The following is a 14954-nucleotide window of genomic DNA, read 5'->3' on the forward strand; positions in this document are numbered from 1 at the left end:
CTCCGGCGGAGGCCGATCCGGTCTCCGGCGGAGGCCGATTTGCGCCGCGCGGCGCGTCCCGGTCAACTGGGGGAGTGAGCACCCCCGACGTCGACGCCTCCGTGCGCGGCGCGCGCCGGGACGGGATCGCCGTGGGGCTCGCGACCGCCGCCTACGGCATCTCGTTCGGCGCGCTGTCGGTCGCGTCGGGGCTCGACGTCTGGCAGACGTGCGTCCTGAGCCTCGTGATGTTCACCGGGGGATCGCAGTTCGCGCTCGTGGGCGTCCTCGGCGCGGGCGGGGCCGCGGCCGGCGGCTCGGCGATCGCCGCGGCGGCGCTGCTCGGCGTGCGGAACGTCGTCTACGGCATGCGCATGCGCCCGGTGGTCGGCGAGCGCGGCGTCGCGCACCGGGTCGCGGCCGCGTGGCTCACGATCGACGAGTCCACCGCGGTGGCGCTGGCGCAGACGACCGAGCGCGGTGCGCGGGTGGGCTTCTGGGTCACGGGCCTCGCGATCTTCGTCGGCTGGAACGCGACGACGCTCGCCGGCGCGCTCATCGGCGACGCGCTCGGCGACACCCGCGCCTACGGCCTCGACGCGGCCGCGGCGGCGGCCTTCCTCGGGCTGCTGTGGCCGCGGCTGAAGCGACTGCAGGCCGGCGCCGTGGCGGTGCTCGCCGCCGTGGTCGCGACGGTCGCGACGCCGGCGCTGACGCCCGGGCTGCCCGTGCTCGTCGCGGCGGTGGTCGCGGTCGTCGTCGGCTGGTTCGACCTGTTCCGCCGGCGGGAGGACGCGCGATGACGGTGTGGCACGTCGTGCTCGTCGCGAGTACGGCGACGCTCGCCCTGAAGCTCTCCGGTCACCTCGTGCCGGCCGGCTTCCTGGAGCGCGAGCGTCCGGCCCGCATCGCGGACCTGCTCACGGTCGCCCTGCTCGCGGCGCTGATCGCGGTGCAGACGCTCGGCGACGGGCAGGCGCTGACGGTCGACGCGCGCGTGCCCGCGCTCGTCGTCGCGGCCGCCCTCTACGCCGTGCGCACGCCGTTCATCGTGGTCGTCGGGGTGGCGGCGGCGGTGGCCGCCGGCATCCGGTTCGTCGGCTGAGCGCTCCGGCCGCCCGGTTCCGGCACTCGACGACGGATGCCGCGGCTCAGGCCTCGAGGTCGTCGACGCCCGGCATCCAGCTCGACCCGGGCCGCCCCCAGCCGCGCTTGCGCGTGATCTTCTGCACGATGCGCTGGTCGTGGTCGTCGAGCCGGTCCAGGTAGAGCACGCCGTCGAGGTGGTCGTACTCGTGCTGGAAGATGCGCGCAAGCCATCCCTCCGCCGAGATCTCGTACGCCTCGCCCTCGAGGTCCGTGGCCCGCAGGATCGCACGCTCCGCGCGACGCAGTGCGAACCGCTCGCCCGGGAACGACAGGCATCCCTCGGACTCCTCGTCCTCGTCGGGCATGCCGGGCTCGAGCGGCGAGATCCACAGCTCCGGGTTGATCGCGACGCCGCGCCACTCGCGGTCGTCCTCGTCGATCCAGCCGTAGGTGAAGACGCGGAGGGGCACCCCGACCTGTGGGGCCGCGAGCCCGACGCCGGGCGCGGCATCCATCGTCTCGAACAGGTCGCGGACCAGGGCCCGGATCTCGTCGTCGATGGACTCGACCGGCGACGCCGGCGCGTGGAGCACGGGGTCGCCCGTGATTCGGATCGGGAGCACGGCCATTCGCCAAGGATATCGACGGACGAGCCGGTAGGGTCGAGGGGTGGATCCGGACCTCAGCGAGCTCACCGAGCTGATTCCGCTCGATCCGACGCAGTTCATCGGGATCCCGCTCGCGCTCGTCGGAGCGGTCTTCCTGTCCCTCGGGGCCCAGTTCCAGCACCGCGGCGTGGTCAAGGTCGAGGCGAACACCGCCGACACGCTCGGCAAGGGCCTCAGCGGCCGCCAGCTGGCGCTCCTGCTGGCGCGCCCGTCGTGGGTGCTCGGCACGCTCATGCTCGGTCTGGCCATCGCGTTCCAGCTCTCGAGCCTGTATTTCGCGCCCCTCATCGTCGTGCAGCCGCTCGGCGCGCTGGCGCTCGTGATCACGTCGATCCTCAACTCCCGCCTCAACCACGTGAGCCTGAACCGCAGGTCGGTCATGGCGATCGTCATGTGCGTGGGCGGCGTCTTCGTGTTCGTCGGGGTCGCCGCGTTCACGGCCGTCGACAAGCCCGTGCAGGCGCGGCAGCTGATCACGATCCTGATCATCCTCGCGGTGGTGCTCACCGCGGCCGCCATCACCTTCGCGCTCTTCCGCCAGCGCATCCGCGCCGTGTTCTACGTGCTCATGGCCGGCGTGCTCTACGGCTTCGTCGCCACGCTCGCGAAGGTCGTGCTCGCGCGGGTCGACCAGGGCGACTTCGAGTGGCTCACGCTGCTCTGCGTCGTCGCCCTGCTCGCCGCCACCGCGCTCGGCGCCTACTTCGTGCAGAACGCGTACGCCAGCGGCCCGCCCGACCTCGTGATCGCCGGCCTCACGGTCGTGGACCCGATGGTGGCGGTGCTCATCGGCATCGTCGTGCTCGACGAGGCGTCGCAGGCGCCGCCGTGGGCGATCGTCACGTTCGTGATCACCGGCGCCGTCGCGATCTGGGGCGTGTTCCTGCTCGCGAAGAACCACCCGCAGACGCGGCTCTGACGCACGCGCGGCCGCGGCCGGCACGGCACGTTCGCCGCTCATCTGCGCACCGAGAGGCGCGCGAGATCGCTGCTGCGCGGCCCGCTCTCGTAGACTAGGGTCGGTTGAACCCAGTCTGCGCGGCCCGTCACGACCATCGTCGGACGCCGCCGCGGCCCCACCCCGTTCCACGAACAGCGAGGTACAGCACCACGTGTCCGACTCATCGAGCGTGCCCGCCGAACCCGGCCAGGATCGACCCCTCCGGATCCTGATCGGCGCCGACACCTTCGCTCCCGACGTCAACGGCGCAGCCCGGTTCGCCGAGCGCCTCGCCGCGGGCCTCGTCGAGCGCGGTCACGACGTGCACGTCATGGCCCCCGCCGCGAGCCGCAAGCACGGCACGTGGAAGGAGGTGCATGAGGGTCAGGAGCTCACCGCGCACCGCCTGCTGAGCTGGCGCTGGTACCCGCACGACTGGCTGCGCTTCGCGCTCCCGTGGCGCATCAAGCAGAACAGCGCCCGCGTGCTCGACGCCGTGAAGCCCGACGTCGTGCACTTCCAGTCCCACATCGTGGTCGGTCGCGGGCTCTCGATCGAGGCCGCGAAGCGCGGCATCCGCATCATCGGCACGAACCACTTCATGCCCGAGAACATGCTCGAGTTCACGCTCATCCCGAAGGCGTGGCAGGACTGGTCCGTCGGACTCGCCTGGAAGGCGGCACGCCGCACGTTCGGCCGCGCCGAGGCCGTCACGACGCCCACCCGCCGCGCCGCGGACTTCCTCGAGAAGTACACGGGCCTGCACGACGTCCACGCGATCTCGTGCGGCATCGACGCCCACAAGTACTCGCCGAACTGGGAGCCGCGCACCGAGAACCGCATCGTCTTCGTCGGTCGCGTGACGGGCGAGAAGCACATCGACGTGCTCCTCAAGGCCGTGACGCTGCTCCCGGCCGAGCTGGACGTGAAGGTCGAGATCGTCGGCGGCGGCGACCAGAAGCGCAACCTCGAGCACATGGCCGTCGAGCTCGGCATCGCCGACCGCGTGACCTTCACCGGCTACGTGACCGACGAGGAGCTCCGCGAGGCGTACCACCGCGCGTCGGTGCTCGCGATGCCGTCGATCGCCGAGCTGCAGAGCATCGTGACCATGGAGGCCATGGCCTCGGCGCTGCCCGTCGTGGCCGCGAACGCGATGGCCCTGCCGCACCTCGTGCACGACGGCGAGAACGGCTACCTGTTCGAGCCCGGCAGCGCGGAGGACATGGCGGCGAAGCTGCGGCAGGTGCTGGAGGCGTCGCCCGACGACTACAACGCGATGAAGTCGCAGTCGCTCAAGCTCATCAAGGCGCACGACATCACCCGCACGCTCGACACCTTCGAGAGTCTGTATCGTGGTGAGCGCGTGACCGATCCGGTCACCGAGTCGATCCCGGTCATCGTCCCGGACTGAGGTCGCTCGCGGGGCGGTAGCTCAGCCGGTTAGAGCAGTGGACTCATAATCCATCGGTCACGGGTTCAAGTCCCGTCCGCCCTACTCCGAGGTCTTGATTCGATCTGTGGCCGGCCGCAGGCCCGCCGACGACTGCGTCGCGTGCGACCGCGCCGCCGCGATGACCGGCGGACGCGGTGCAGTGCGCCTACTCGTGCTCGGGCAGCATCGGCGGCGACCAACCCGGGTCGCGACCGAGGTGCGCGGCGCGCGCGACGGATGCCGCACCGAAGCGATCTCGGACCGCGTCGAGCACCGTGTCGAGGTGCGCGTCGTCGTCCCAGTCGATCGGCAGCTCCGGGTGCAGGCTGTCGGCGCGCGCCAACTGCGACAGCGAGACCCCGATCAGGGTGATGCCGCGCTCGGCGACCTCGCCCTGCGCGCCGTCGAGCAGCTCTCGGGCGACCGCCAGCAGCACGGCGGTGCGGTCGGTCGCGGGGTGGATCGAGTGCGACCTGGTGGCCCTCGTGAAGTCGCCGAAGCGGAGCCGCAGCACGACCGTGCGGCACACCCGGGCGCCGTCGCGGAGGCGGCGCGCGAGTCGATCGACGATCTGGGTGAGGATGAGTTCGAGTTCCTCGGCGGAGCGCGGGCGACTGCCGAGCGCCCGTTGCGAACCGATGGAGGCGCGGCGGCGGGTGGTCTCGACCGGGCGCGGGTCGCGGAGCCGGGCCAGCGCGTGCAGGTGCGCGCCGGCCGCTCTGCCGAGCAGTTGCTCCGCGCTCGCGGCTTCGAGCTCGGCGAGCTGCCCGACGGTGCGGATGCCGAGCCGGTGCAGCTTCTCGGCGGTGACCGCGCCGACGCCCCACAGCCGTTCCACCGGCAGGGGGAGGAGGAAGGCCGCCTCGCGTTCGGGCTCGACGACCAGCAGCCCGTCGGGCTTGCTGACGGCGCTGGCGACCTTCGCGAGGAACTTGGTCCGAGCGATCCCGACTGAGATCGCCAGCCCGACCTCCGCTCTGACCCGCTCACGCAGTCGAATCGCGATCTGCTCGGGCGTGCCCGCGATGCGTCGGAGACCGCCGACCTCCAGGAACGCCTCGTCGATGGAGAGCCCCTCCACGAACGGCGTCGTGTCGCGGAAGATCGCGAACACGGCACGACTGGCCGTCGAGTAGGCCTCCATCCGCGGCGGAACGACGACGGCACCGGGGCAGAGGTCGCGCGCCTGGCGGCCGCCCATGGCGGTCCGCACCCCGAAGGCCTTCGCCTCGTAGCTCGCCGCCAGCACGACGCCGCCGCCGACGATGACGGGTCGCCCGCGCAGCTCGGGCGCGTCACGCTGCTCGACCGAGGCGTAGAACGCGTCGAGGTCGGCGTGCAGCACGGTCGCCTCGCCCCGCATCCCGTCCTCCCGCCGATCGTCCGTCATGCGGATCGTCGCACGCACCGCGGACACCGGATGCGCCGTTCCCGCCACCGCCTCCCGGGCGCGCGGACGCGCTAGCCGCGGGGAGGCCGAGTCGTGGCATCCGGCCCGCGGACGAGGGCGCGTACGAACGCGACCACCGCCGCCAGGATGCCGACCGCGGAACCGACGATCGCGAGCATGAGCAGCGTGCGCACGACGATGTCCCACGGGAAGGTCGAGTCGCCGAAGTCGAATGGGTAGACCTGCCAGACCCGGATCGTGACCGCGAGGCCGACGCTGGTCGTCACGAAGTCGCCGAGGGCCTTGAGCCACGCGCGATCGAAGATGAACTCGATCAGGTTGACGACGACACCGGTCGCGAGGGAGACGTTGATCCACGGGAGCACGTCGACGGTCTCGGCGGTGAGGAAGGGGAGGACCTGCCACCCCGGCCAGACGTTCACGAACAGCAGGAGGAGCATGCCGACGACGACCCCGATCGCGGAGCCGAGTCGCCGCGCGGCGGGGCTCGCGGCGCGACGCCGTCGTGGCGTCGGCTGCCCGATCTCCTGCGAATCCGCGGTCACGGTGCCAGCATCGCGCTCGATCGGCTCGCGGGCCGGGTCGAACGACCCGCGCGCGTCGCCGAGTTCCGGCGGCGGCACCTGTCGACCGTCCCGCAGCCGAGGGCTCGTGAGGGGCGGACCGCCCAGGCTCACCGGACCGCCGCGGCCTCCGCCTCCGGCGCGTCCGAGAACGCCAGCTTCGGCACGAACGCCAGCACGACGGCCGCGACCGCCGCGGTCGCGCCGCAGACAACCCAGACCGTGACGTAGCCGGCGAAGGTACCCGCCGTTCCCGTCGCGGCCTCGCCGGCGGCGCCGAGGAGCGCGATGCCGAACACGCACGACGCGATCGCCCCGCCGACGGTCTTCACCGAGTTCGTGAGGCCCGTCGCCACGCCCGTCTGCTGCGCCGGAGCGGCCGCGGCGGCGGCGGCCGGCAGCGCCGCGACGAGGGCCCCGGAGCCGATGCCGGCGATGACCATGTTCGTGAGCGCCTGCGGGTACGCGTCGTGGAACGGCAGGAACAGCAGGTAGCCGATCGCGACCATCGCGCTCGCGCCGATGAGCGCGATGCGCGGCGTGACCCACCGCGTCGCCAGCGGGAAGAGCATGGCCCCGACGACGAGCGACAGCACGTACGCCCCGATCAGGAGGGAGGTCTGGAAGCTCGTCGCGCCGAGGCCGTAGCCGACCTCCGCGGCATCCGTCCTGGCGAAGGTCGACAGCGGCGCCTGCGCGCCGAGCACGCTGACGCCGAAGAGGCCCGCGGTGAGGAACACCGGCCACAGCGACGGCGAGCGGAACATGCGGACGTCGATGAGCGGGTCCGGATGCCGCAGCTCGTAGCGCACGAACGGCACGACCAGCAGCAGGCCGAGTGCCACGAGCGCCCACGAGAGCAGGTCGGCGGGGCCGTTCAGCCGCAGGAACGACAGGCCGCCGGTGAGCGCGAGCAGCGCGAGCGAGATGAGCACGAGCCCGCCGGTGTCGAGCGTGCCGCCGGCGAGGTCGGGCGATTCGCGGACGCCGAAGAGGATCACGAAGAAGCACGCGACGACGGCGACGGCCGGAACGAGCAGCAGTGCCTGGATCGGGAGCGCCTCGGCGAGCGCGCCCGCAGACAGCGCGCCGGCGATCGCGCCGGTCTCGAGCGCCGCGACGAGGAGGCCCGCGGCCTTGCGCGTCATCGCGGCCGGTCGGTCGGCCGATCGGCTGCGCGACCAGACCAGCGCGATCTCCAGCGGCAGCCAGACGACGTAGAACCCCTGCAGCGCCCACGCGACGAGGAACACCCAGAACTGGTCGGTGAAGGCGAGCGCGGTCGAGGCGACGGCCGTGATCGCGGTCGACCAGAGCAGCATCCGCTTGTGGCCGACCATGTCGCCGAGCTTCGCGAACGCGGGCACGACGAGTGCCGAGAGCATCAGCTGCGAGCCCTCGAGCCAGTTGACGTCGGCGTCGTGCACGCCGAGGTGGCGGGCGATGTCGGTGAGCAGGGGCGTGTAGTAGCCCTGGATGATGCCGCTCGTGAACTCGACGAAGGCGAGGAAGCCGACGATGGCGGCGACGGGTCCGAGTCTCGCAGCGCGCGCCATCGGGTCCTCCGGGTGGGTGGGTCGGGGGTGGTTCGGGTGGATTCACCCTAGTCCGCGGGAGGTCTCATTCCGGCAACGAACGGATGAGCGTCCGGTGGAACCGCTCACCCCGCTCCAGGCTGTCGATCGTGACCCGCTCGTCGACGCCGTGGATCGAGGCGCGCTGCGCGGCGGTCATCGCGAGCGGCGCGAACCGGTACACGGCCGGCGCGTACCGGTGGAAGTGCCGGGAGTCGGTCGCCGCCATCATGAGGTACGGCGCGGTGGTCGCCTCAGGGTAGGAGGCGGCGACCGCGTCCACGATCGCCGCGAACTGCGGGCCGTCGGTCGGCGACTCGGGCGACGGCGCGTACCCCTCGACGACGTCGATCTCGATGTCGCGGTCCCGGATCGTGCGGCGCAGGCGCCGCACGACCGAGTCGACGTCCTCGCCGATCGCCACCCGCAGGTTCACCGTGGCGGACGCGCGCGCGGGGAGCACGTTCGCCGCGCTGCCGCCGTCGAGCATGGTCGGTGCGACCGTCGTGTGCACGAGCGCGGCGGGCTCCCCGCCGAGCCGGGCGAACACCCGCGCCGTCAGCCACGGGAACGCGGTGAGCACGCGCAGCAGCAGGCGTGCGCCGCCGCGCGCGTGCGGCGTGAAGCTCGCGAGCATGGCGCGCATCGATCGCGGCATCCGCTTGGGGAACGGGTTCGGGTCCAGGCGCGCGACCGCGCGGGCCACGCGGGCGGCCGCCGTGAGCCGAGGCGGCGCCGATGCGTGACCGCCGTCGCCGCGCGCGCGGATCCGGATGGTCATCACGCCCTTCTCGCCGACGCCGACCATCGCCGCCGGCACCTTCAGGAACGGCAGGGGCGCATCGACGACCGCGCCGCCCTCGTCGAGCACGAGCCAGGGGATGACGCCGCGCTCCTCGAGCAGCCGGGCCGCCGTGATCGCGGCGTCGCCGTACGACTCCTCGTTGCCGCCGAACCAGAGGTACACGTCGCGCGCCGGCACGAAGCCCTCGGCGAGCAGGTTCTCGACGGCCTCGAGCAGCACGATGAGCGGGCCCTTGTCGTCGAGGGTTCCGCGGCCCCACACCGACCCGTCGTGGATACGGCCCTCGAACGGCGGGAACGTCCACCCGTCCTCCTCATGCGCCGGGACGACGTCGAAGTGCGCCATGAGCACGACCGGGTCGCCGTCGCCGCGTCCGCGCCAGTGGAAGAGCAGGCCCAGGTCGGTCACCGGCTCGAACGCGAGGTGCTCGTGGACGAGCGGGTAGAGCTCGGCGAGCAGGTCGCCGAAGCGATCGAAGTCGGCGGTCCCGCGTCGGTCGAGCTCGGCGGAGACGGTCTGCAGCCGGATCATGCGGGACAGGCGTTCGGGAGCGCCGGGTCGGACCACGGGGGAGTGGGACATGCGTCCCACACTAGAGCGCCGGATGGCGCCGGCCGACCGATCACCCCCGCGCGGGGCACGGACGGATCGCGGGGCCCGGTGGGACAATGACTCGGATGACCGGGGTCCCCACGGCAGCGATGATCGGACGCGAGACCGAGATGCACGCGCTCCGAGCGGCGTACGCGCGCTCGCGCGAGGGCGACCCGTCGGTGGTCGTGGTGGGCGGCGAGGCCGGCATCGGCAAGACCCGCCTGGTCGAGGAGTTCCTCCGCGTCGTCGACGGCGACGCGATGGTGGCGCGCGGGCAGTGCGTGGAGCTCGGCGACGACGGTGCGCCCTTCATCCCCATCCGTGCGGTCATGCGCTCCATCGTCGACCTCGCCGGGGCGGACGCCGTCCGCACGGCGGCCGGCGCGGCGCTGGACACGCTCGCCCCGCTGCTCCCGTCGGAGATCGCCGGTGGAGCGCCGGAGGCGGACCTGCGCGTCGGCCGGTTGCACGACGAGTTCACCCGGATGGTCGAACGCGTCTCGGACCTCGAACCCGTCGTCGTCGTCGTCGAGGACGTGCACTGGGCCGATGCGCCGACGATGCAGCTGCTGCGGTACCTCGCGCGCATGCTCCACGACGGCCGGGTGATGCTCGTCATGACCGCGCGCACGGCCGAACTGCCGCGACGTCATCGACTTCGCGAGGACCTCGCGGAGCTGGAGCGGCTCCGCTCGGTCTCGGAGCTCGAGCTGCCGCGACTCTCCCGGGACGAGGTGTCGCGCATGGTCGCCACGTCGGAGGCCGCGTCCGATGCCGGGGAGCTCTTCGAGCGCAGCGGCGGCGTCCCGTTCTTCGTCGAGGAACTCCTCGGCGCGGGCGCGGACGGCGCGCTCCCGCGACGGCTGAGCGACCTGCTCGCCGCACGCTACGAGCGCGCCTCCGCCGCCACCCGCGCCGTGCTGCGACTCATGGCCGTCGGCGGCGCGCGGGCCGAGCACGACCTGCTCGAGCAGGTCTACGGCGGCGACCCGGTCGAGCTGGATGCCGCGATGCGGGAGGCCGTCGAGGTGGGGCTCGTCGTCGCGGACGAGTCGGGGTACGCGTTCCGGCACGCCCTCGTCCGCGAGGTCGTCGAGTCGGAGCTGCTGCCCGGCGAACGTGCGCGCCATCACGCGACCTACGCCCGCGTGCTCGCGGACGGACCGGCGCGACCCGGCGTCTCGGTCGAGGTGTCGACGCACTGGCTCGCCGCCCGCCGCTTCCCGGAGGCGTTCGACGCGGCGGTCGCCGCGATGCAGGAGGCGTCGGCGAGCTACGCGCTCACCACGGCCGCTGCCATGGGCGAACGGTGCCTCGACCTCTGGGAGCTGGTCGACCGCCCTGAGGAGCGTGCGGGCGTGGACCACGCCGGCATGGCGGGCCTGACGGCGCGGGCGCATCGCCGCGCGGGCGACATGGAGCGCTCGGTCGCGCTGGCCGACCTGCGGATCTCGCTGGCGGACCCGGGAGATCCCGTCGAGCGCGCGGACCTGATGTTCGAGAAGGCGCTCGGCATGGGCCTGATGGGCATGCCGGGCGCTGCCGACGTGCTTCTCGAGGCGCTCCAGCTCGTCGCCGACCGCGACGACCGTCGGGCCTTGGCCGTCCGCGCGCGCGTGCGCTCGGAGCTCGCCGCGCGCCGCATGCTCGCGGGCGACCTGCAGGACGCCATCGACCAGGGCATGCTCGCCGTCGCGGACGGGCTCGCGGCGGGCGAGGACGGGCGCCGCGCCGCCTCGATCGCCGCGAACATCGCCGCGACGACGATGGCCGACCTCGACGGCGCCGGCCCTGAGGACGTGGAGCGCTCGCTCGAGATGTTCGAGCGCGCCCGCGAGTACGCCGGAGACGACTGGGACGCCCGGGTGCGGCTCGCGATCAACCGCTCGGACACGCTGATCAAGCTCGGCCGGTACCGCGACGCGCTCGGCGTCGCGTACGAGGCGCTCGACGAGGCGCGACGCCGCGGGGAGGAGGGCAACGTCGGCGCCATCCTCGCCACGAACGCGATCGAGCCGCTCATCGCGCTCGGCGAATGGGATCGCGCGCGCACGCTCGTCGACCGGGCACTCCGGTACGAGACGCCGCTCGTCTTCCGTCTCGGCCTGGAGGACCTGAAGCTGGAGCCGCTGATCTGGTCGGACGCCCTCGACGACGCCCGGGAGTTCGTCGACGAGATCCGGGAGCGGCACGCGGAGCTCGCTCGCGTCGATCGCCAGATCGAGTTCGGGTGGGTCCGTGATCAGTGCGAGCTCCACCTCGCGCTCGACGAGCCCGAGCTCGCATGGGCCGTCGTGGAGCCGCTGCTCTGGGACGGCCGCACCGAGCGACCCACCGACCGGATGCGACTGCTGGCGTTCGCGGCACGCGCGCACGCTGCCATGTCGCGCCGCGGTCGGCGGCCGTCCAGGTCGACGGACGAGGTACGATCGGCGATCGCGCAGTTCGACGTGTGGGAGCACGGTGCGATGTGGCGGGAGTTGGGCGAGGCGGAGATCGCCGACGACCTCGGCGAACGCATCAGGAGGTTCGGGCGCGTCGCCGAACTCGTCGATGCGGGATCGGGATGGCGTCATCTCGGCGGGTACGCGCTCGTGCAGCGCGCGATCGCCGAGCTCGAGTCCGGGGACCGCGCGGCGGCCGAGGCGAGCCTCGACGCGGCGCGTGCGGCGGCAGCGGAGATCGGTGCGCACCTGGTGACCAAGATGGCGGACGAGGTGGCCGCGCGCGGGCGCCTCGGCCGCACCAGGTCGGGCGGCGGCGACGAGCTGACCGCTCGCGAGCGGCAGGTGCTCGACCTCGTCGCTGCCGGCTTCTCGAACCGGCAGATCGGCGAGCAGCTCTTCATCAGCGGCAAGACCGTGTCGGTTCACGTGTCGGCGATCCTGCGGAAGCTCGGCGCCGCGAGCCGGACCGAGGCCGCGGCGATCGCGCGATCGAGGGGACCGGCGGCCGAGTCGGGACCCGGTTGAGGCGAACGGCGCTCCGGCGTCCCGCGCCTATCGCGGCGAGCCGGAGTTCGGATGCCACGCCAATCCGGTCCAGGCGGAGGGGCCCAGGCTCGGGACGATCCGACGCGCCGCCGATCCGTCCAGGCTCATGACGACGATGCCGCGCCTGCCCACGTAGTCGATGGCCGCGATCTGCTCGCCGTCGGGCGACCAGGTCGCCGCGATGAAGTGACTCGAGGCGATGGGCTCGGGGACGCGCGCCGGAACGGAGGTGTCGGGCGCAGCGTCCACCACGTAGAGGTTCGTGTTCTGGGGGCCCACCGGAGCGCCGGTCAGGTTCACGCCGTTCAGCTTCTGGTACGTGCCCGCGACGACGAGCAGTCGCGTCCCGTCCGGTGACCAGGTCTCGTGCCTGATGAAGTCGACCCCCGGGATGCGCAGCTCTCGAGTGGTGCCCGCGACGAGGTCGAGGACGAAGATCGACGGCCGGGTCCACCCCACCACGTCCTCGTACACGCGGAGGGCGACTCGCGTTCCGTCGGGCGACCACGCCTCCGCGATGACGGGCGGGCCGTCCTCCCGTCCGAATGCCGGATCGACGTCGACCAGGCGCGGTCTCGTGAGCCCGCCGACGTCCCGGAGCCGCAGCCGACCCGGCGCGACGAATTCGGCCACGGTGGAGCCGTCGGGCGCGAGCCAGGGGTCGCTCACGAAGAGGCAGCATCCGGTCCCGGCGGCCGTGACGACCGCGCCGCCGGCATCGAGGACGTAGAGCTTCCCGGCGTCCTCGGAGGTGAGGGCGAGCCGTGTCCCGTCGGCCGACCACCCCGACACCATCGCCAGGGAGTCCACCTCGTCGGGCAGCGCCACCCGTCGGACGTCCGTCGGATCGGCCGGGTCGACGGCCCGCAACTCCCCGTCCGCAGCCCAGACGATGCGACCGCGCAGCGGCTCGAACATCCCGAGTGTCGTCTCGCCCACGGTGCCGCTCACCGCCGTGCCCCGATCGTCCGACGTACCCCCGCCGGGTGTCGCCATGATGGTGATCGCGGCGACGCTGGCGGCCGCGGCCGCCGCCGCCGCCGCGACGCCCCCGATGACGAGTCGTCTGCGCCGTGCGCGCCGTCTCGCCTCGCCGATGAGCACTTCGACGGGTGCGCGAGCGGCGGATTCGTCGACCGCCTCATGCGCGCGCGGAGCGTCAGCGTCGGGCCGGCTGCCAGGCTCGCGCGATCCGGTCCCATCCGGCTCCGGCGGAGTGGACGACGACGTTGCGGGGCGAGTGGTGGTGATCATCGGGACACCTTGGCTTTGGTGCTAATGCTACTAGCAGCATTCGCGATGTCAAGACGGAGAGCGCCGAGCGTCCGCGCGGTTCGTCGTCCCCGACCCCGAACGGAACGGGGCCGGCACCGTGGATGCGGTGCCGGCCCCGTCCGGGGATCCGATGGGTCAGTCGCCGACGGTGTGACGGGCGCCGTCGCGCCCCGCGATCGTGCCGCCCGCGAGCCCGGCGAGGATGGCGCCCACGTCGAGGCCGGTGAGCGACTTCACGACCTCCGTGCCCTCGCCCAGCACCTGTCCGACCGTCTTCGTCATCGCCGACGCCCCGTCGGTCGAGACGACGGTGAGGGTGTCGATGCTGCCGATCGGCTCGGCCGCGGCGCGGACGATCTCGGGCAGGCGCGAGATGATCTCCTGCGCGAGGGCGGCCTCGCCGTACTTCTTCAGCGCCTCGGCCTTCGCGTCCGTGGCGGCGGCCTCGGCGACGCCCTCGGCCTGGACCGCATCGGCACGTGCCTCGCCCTCCGCGCGGATACCCGCGGCGAGGGCGACCTGGCGGTCGCGCTCGGCCTCACCCGCGAAGCGCACCGCGGCGGCGGCGGCCTCGGCATCCTGGACCGCGGCGACCTTGTTGGCCTCGGCGATCTTCGTGCGCTTGAACGCGTCGGCCTCGGTCGCGGCGTTCGCGGCGTCGCGCTGCGCGGTCGCGCGCTGGACCTCGGCATAGGCCTCGGCCTCAGCGGGCTTGCGGATCTCGATGTCGAGGCGCTCCTGCGTGACGAGGGCCTGCTCCGACAGCGCGTCGCGCTCCTGCACGGCGACCAGCTTGTCCTGCTCGGCCTTCGCGAGCTGGCCGGACGCCTCGGCCTCGGCGTTCGCCTTGTCGGTCTCCGCCTTGATCGCGGCCTGCTTCAGGCTCAGGGCCTTCTGGCGCTCGGCGATCTGCTCGGCGGCCTCGATACGGGCGAACTCGCTCGCCCGAGCCGCCTCGGCCTCGCTCACCTCGGCGACCTGACGGGCACGCGCGGACTCGGCACGGCCGAGGTTGGCGAGGTAGTCGCTGCCCGGGGTGGAGATGTCGCTGATGTTCAGCAGGTCGACCTGCAGGCCCTGCTCGGCGAGGTCCGCCTTGGTTTCGGCGACGACGCGGTCCGAGAGCGACTTGCGATCGGAGATGATCTGCTCGATGGTCATGTCGCCGACGATCGAGCGCAGCGAGCCCTCGAGGGACTCGGAGATGATCTCGGTGAGCAGGTGCTGCTGCGAGAGGAAGCGCTGCGCGGCCCGGCGCACGCCCTCCTCGGTGCCGCTCACCTTGAAGTTGATCGACGCCTTGATGGCGATCTTGATGCGGTTGCGGTCGACGCCCTCGACCGTGATGCCGATCTGGCGCTGCTCGAGCGAGATCGGGAAGCCCTGCTGCAGGATCGGCCAGACGAAGGTACGGCCGCCGATGACGACCCGCTGGCCGGATCCGCTCGTGGAGGCGCGGCCGGCGCCGCGGCCGACGATGATGAGGGCCTCGTTCGGCGGCACGCGCCGGATGCGGCCGGCGATGAAGCCGAGCAGGCCGAGGAATGCGACGACGATCGCGACGATCGCGCCGATCTGGATGACTTCGGGGGTCATCATGGGGTCCTTCCGTTCGGGGCGAGGGGGTG

At 72.7% G+C, this 14954-nt stretch carries 12 protein-coding genes and 1 tRNA gene; 6 read left to right on the forward strand and 7 right to left on the reverse strand.

Annotated elements, in window-relative coordinates; all coding sequences use genetic code 11:
* Positions 1-74 precede the first annotated feature (74 nt).
* Together ABD230_RS00905 and ABD230_RS00910 are read left to right on the forward strand one after the other, a co-directional pair.
* A complete protein-coding gene (locus ABD230_RS00905) occupies positions 75-782 on the forward strand; it encodes an AzlC family ABC transporter permease (protein WP_344368789.1) in 708 nt (235 codons plus the stop codon).
* Complete coding sequence (locus ABD230_RS00910) at positions 779-1084, forward strand: AzlD domain-containing protein (RefSeq protein ID WP_344368790.1); 306 nt, start codon at positions 779-781, stop codon at positions 1082-1084. The genes ABD230_RS00905 and ABD230_RS00910 overlap by 4 nt, the downstream gene beginning before the upstream one ends.
* Positions 1085-1130: 46 nt before the next feature.
* On the opposite strand, the gene def is transcribed toward ABD230_RS00910, so the two are convergent.
* Entirely contained in the window at positions 1131-1697 is a 567-nt protein-coding gene (gene def, locus ABD230_RS00915) for a peptide deformylase (protein WP_344368791.1), read from the reverse strand.
* Positions 1698-1737: 40 nt separating this feature from the next.
* Here def and ABD230_RS00920 point away from each other — a divergent pair, with 40 nt between their 5' ends.
* The 3 genes from ABD230_RS00920 to ABD230_RS00930 all read left to right on the forward strand — a co-directional run bounded on the left by ABD230_RS00920 (position 1738) and on the right by ABD230_RS00930 (position 4174).
* Positions 1738-2655, forward strand: a complete 918-nt coding sequence (locus tag ABD230_RS00920) for a DMT family transporter (protein WP_344368793.1) — start codon at positions 1738-1740, stop codon at positions 2653-2655.
* Between the two features lie 193 nt (positions 2656-2848).
* Positions 2849-4090 (forward strand): glycosyltransferase, encoded by a 1242-nt coding sequence (locus ABD230_RS00925; protein ID WP_344368794.1) that lies wholly within the window; start codon positions 2849-2851, stop codon positions 4088-4090.
* 10 nt (positions 4091-4100) lie between these two features.
* A tRNA-Ile gene (locus ABD230_RS00930) sits at positions 4101-4174 on the forward strand.
* Between the two features lie 103 nt (positions 4175-4277).
* Here ABD230_RS00930 and dinB read toward each other — a convergent pair.
* The 4 genes from dinB to ABD230_RS00950 all read right to left on the reverse strand — a co-directional run bounded on the left by dinB (position 4278) and on the right by ABD230_RS00950 (position 9046).
* Entirely contained in the window at positions 4278-5474 is a 1197-nt protein-coding gene (gene dinB / locus ABD230_RS00935) for a DNA polymerase IV (RefSeq protein ID WP_344370091.1), read from the reverse strand.
* 98 nt (positions 5475-5572) lie between these two features.
* On the reverse strand, positions 5573-6145 hold the full coding sequence (locus ABD230_RS00940) for a hypothetical protein (protein WP_344368795.1): 573 nt from the start codon (positions 6143-6145) through the stop codon (positions 5573-5575).
* Positions 6146-6195: 50 nt separating this feature from the next.
* Positions 6196-7641 carry an MFS transporter gene (locus ABD230_RS00945; protein WP_344368797.1) on the reverse strand — a complete coding sequence of 482 codons (1446 nt, stop codon included), beginning with the start codon at positions 7639-7641 and terminating at the stop codon, positions 6196-6198.
* Positions 7642-7705: 64 nt separating this feature from the next.
* Complete coding sequence (locus ABD230_RS00950) at positions 7706-9046, reverse strand: M20/M25/M40 family metallo-hydrolase (protein ID WP_344368798.1); 1341 nt, start codon at positions 9044-9046, stop codon at positions 7706-7708.
* A 95-nt stretch (positions 9047-9141) separates the two neighbouring features.
* Between ABD230_RS00950 and ABD230_RS00955 the strand changes: the two genes are divergently transcribed.
* Positions 9142-12030 carry a helix-turn-helix transcriptional regulator gene (locus ABD230_RS00955; protein WP_344368799.1) on the forward strand — a complete coding sequence of 963 codons (2889 nt, stop codon included), beginning with the start codon at positions 9142-9144 and terminating at the stop codon, positions 12028-12030.
* Positions 12031-12057: 27 nt separating this feature from the next.
* On the opposite strand, the gene ABD230_RS00960 is transcribed toward ABD230_RS00955, so the two are convergent.
* Together ABD230_RS00960 and ABD230_RS00965 are read right to left on the reverse strand one after the other, a co-directional pair.
* The gene (locus ABD230_RS00960) at positions 12058-13002 is read right to left on the reverse strand and encodes a TolB family protein (RefSeq protein ID WP_344368801.1); all 945 of its coding nucleotides are present in this window, start codon (positions 13000-13002) and stop codon (positions 12058-12060) included.
* 459 nt (positions 13003-13461) lie between these two features.
* Positions 13462-14925, reverse strand: coding sequence for a flotillin family protein (locus tag ABD230_RS00965; protein WP_344368802.1), 1464 nt, complete (start codon positions 14923-14925; stop codon positions 13462-13464).
* Positions 14926-14954 lie beyond the last annotated feature (29 nt).

Origin of the sequence: Agromyces tropicus, assembly GCF_039531345.1 — a bacterium.
Taxonomy (GTDB): Bacteria; Actinomycetota; Actinomycetes; order Actinomycetales; family Microbacteriaceae; genus Agromyces; species Agromyces tropicus.

Excerpts from the sequence above, each read along its gene's own strand:
- def (WP_344368791.1), bottom strand. The coding sequence starts at position 1,697 with ATGGCCGTGCTCCCGATCCGAATCACGGGCGACCCCGTGCTCCACGCG.
- ABD230_RS00955 (WP_344368799.1), top strand. The coding sequence starts at position 9,142 with ATGACCGGGGTCCCCACGGCAGCGATGATCGGACGCGAGACCGAGATG.
- ABD230_RS00945 (WP_344368797.1), bottom strand. The coding sequence starts at position 7,641 with ATGGCGCGCGCTGCGAGACTCGGACCCGTCGCCGCCATCGTCGGCTTC.
- dinB (WP_344370091.1), bottom strand. The coding sequence starts at position 5,474 with ATGCGGGGCGAGGCGACCGTGCTGCACGCCGACCTCGACGCGTTCTAC.
- ABD230_RS00965 (WP_344368802.1), bottom strand. The coding sequence starts at position 14,925 with ATGATGACCCCCGAAGTCATCCAGATCGGCGCGATCGTCGCGATCGTC.
- ABD230_RS00910 (WP_344368790.1), top strand. The coding sequence starts at position 779 with ATGACGGTGTGGCACGTCGTGCTCGTCGCGAGTACGGCGACGCTCGCC.
- ABD230_RS00950 (WP_344368798.1), bottom strand. The coding sequence starts at position 9,046 with ATGTCCCACTCCCCCGTGGTCCGACCCGGCGCTCCCGAACGCCTGTCC.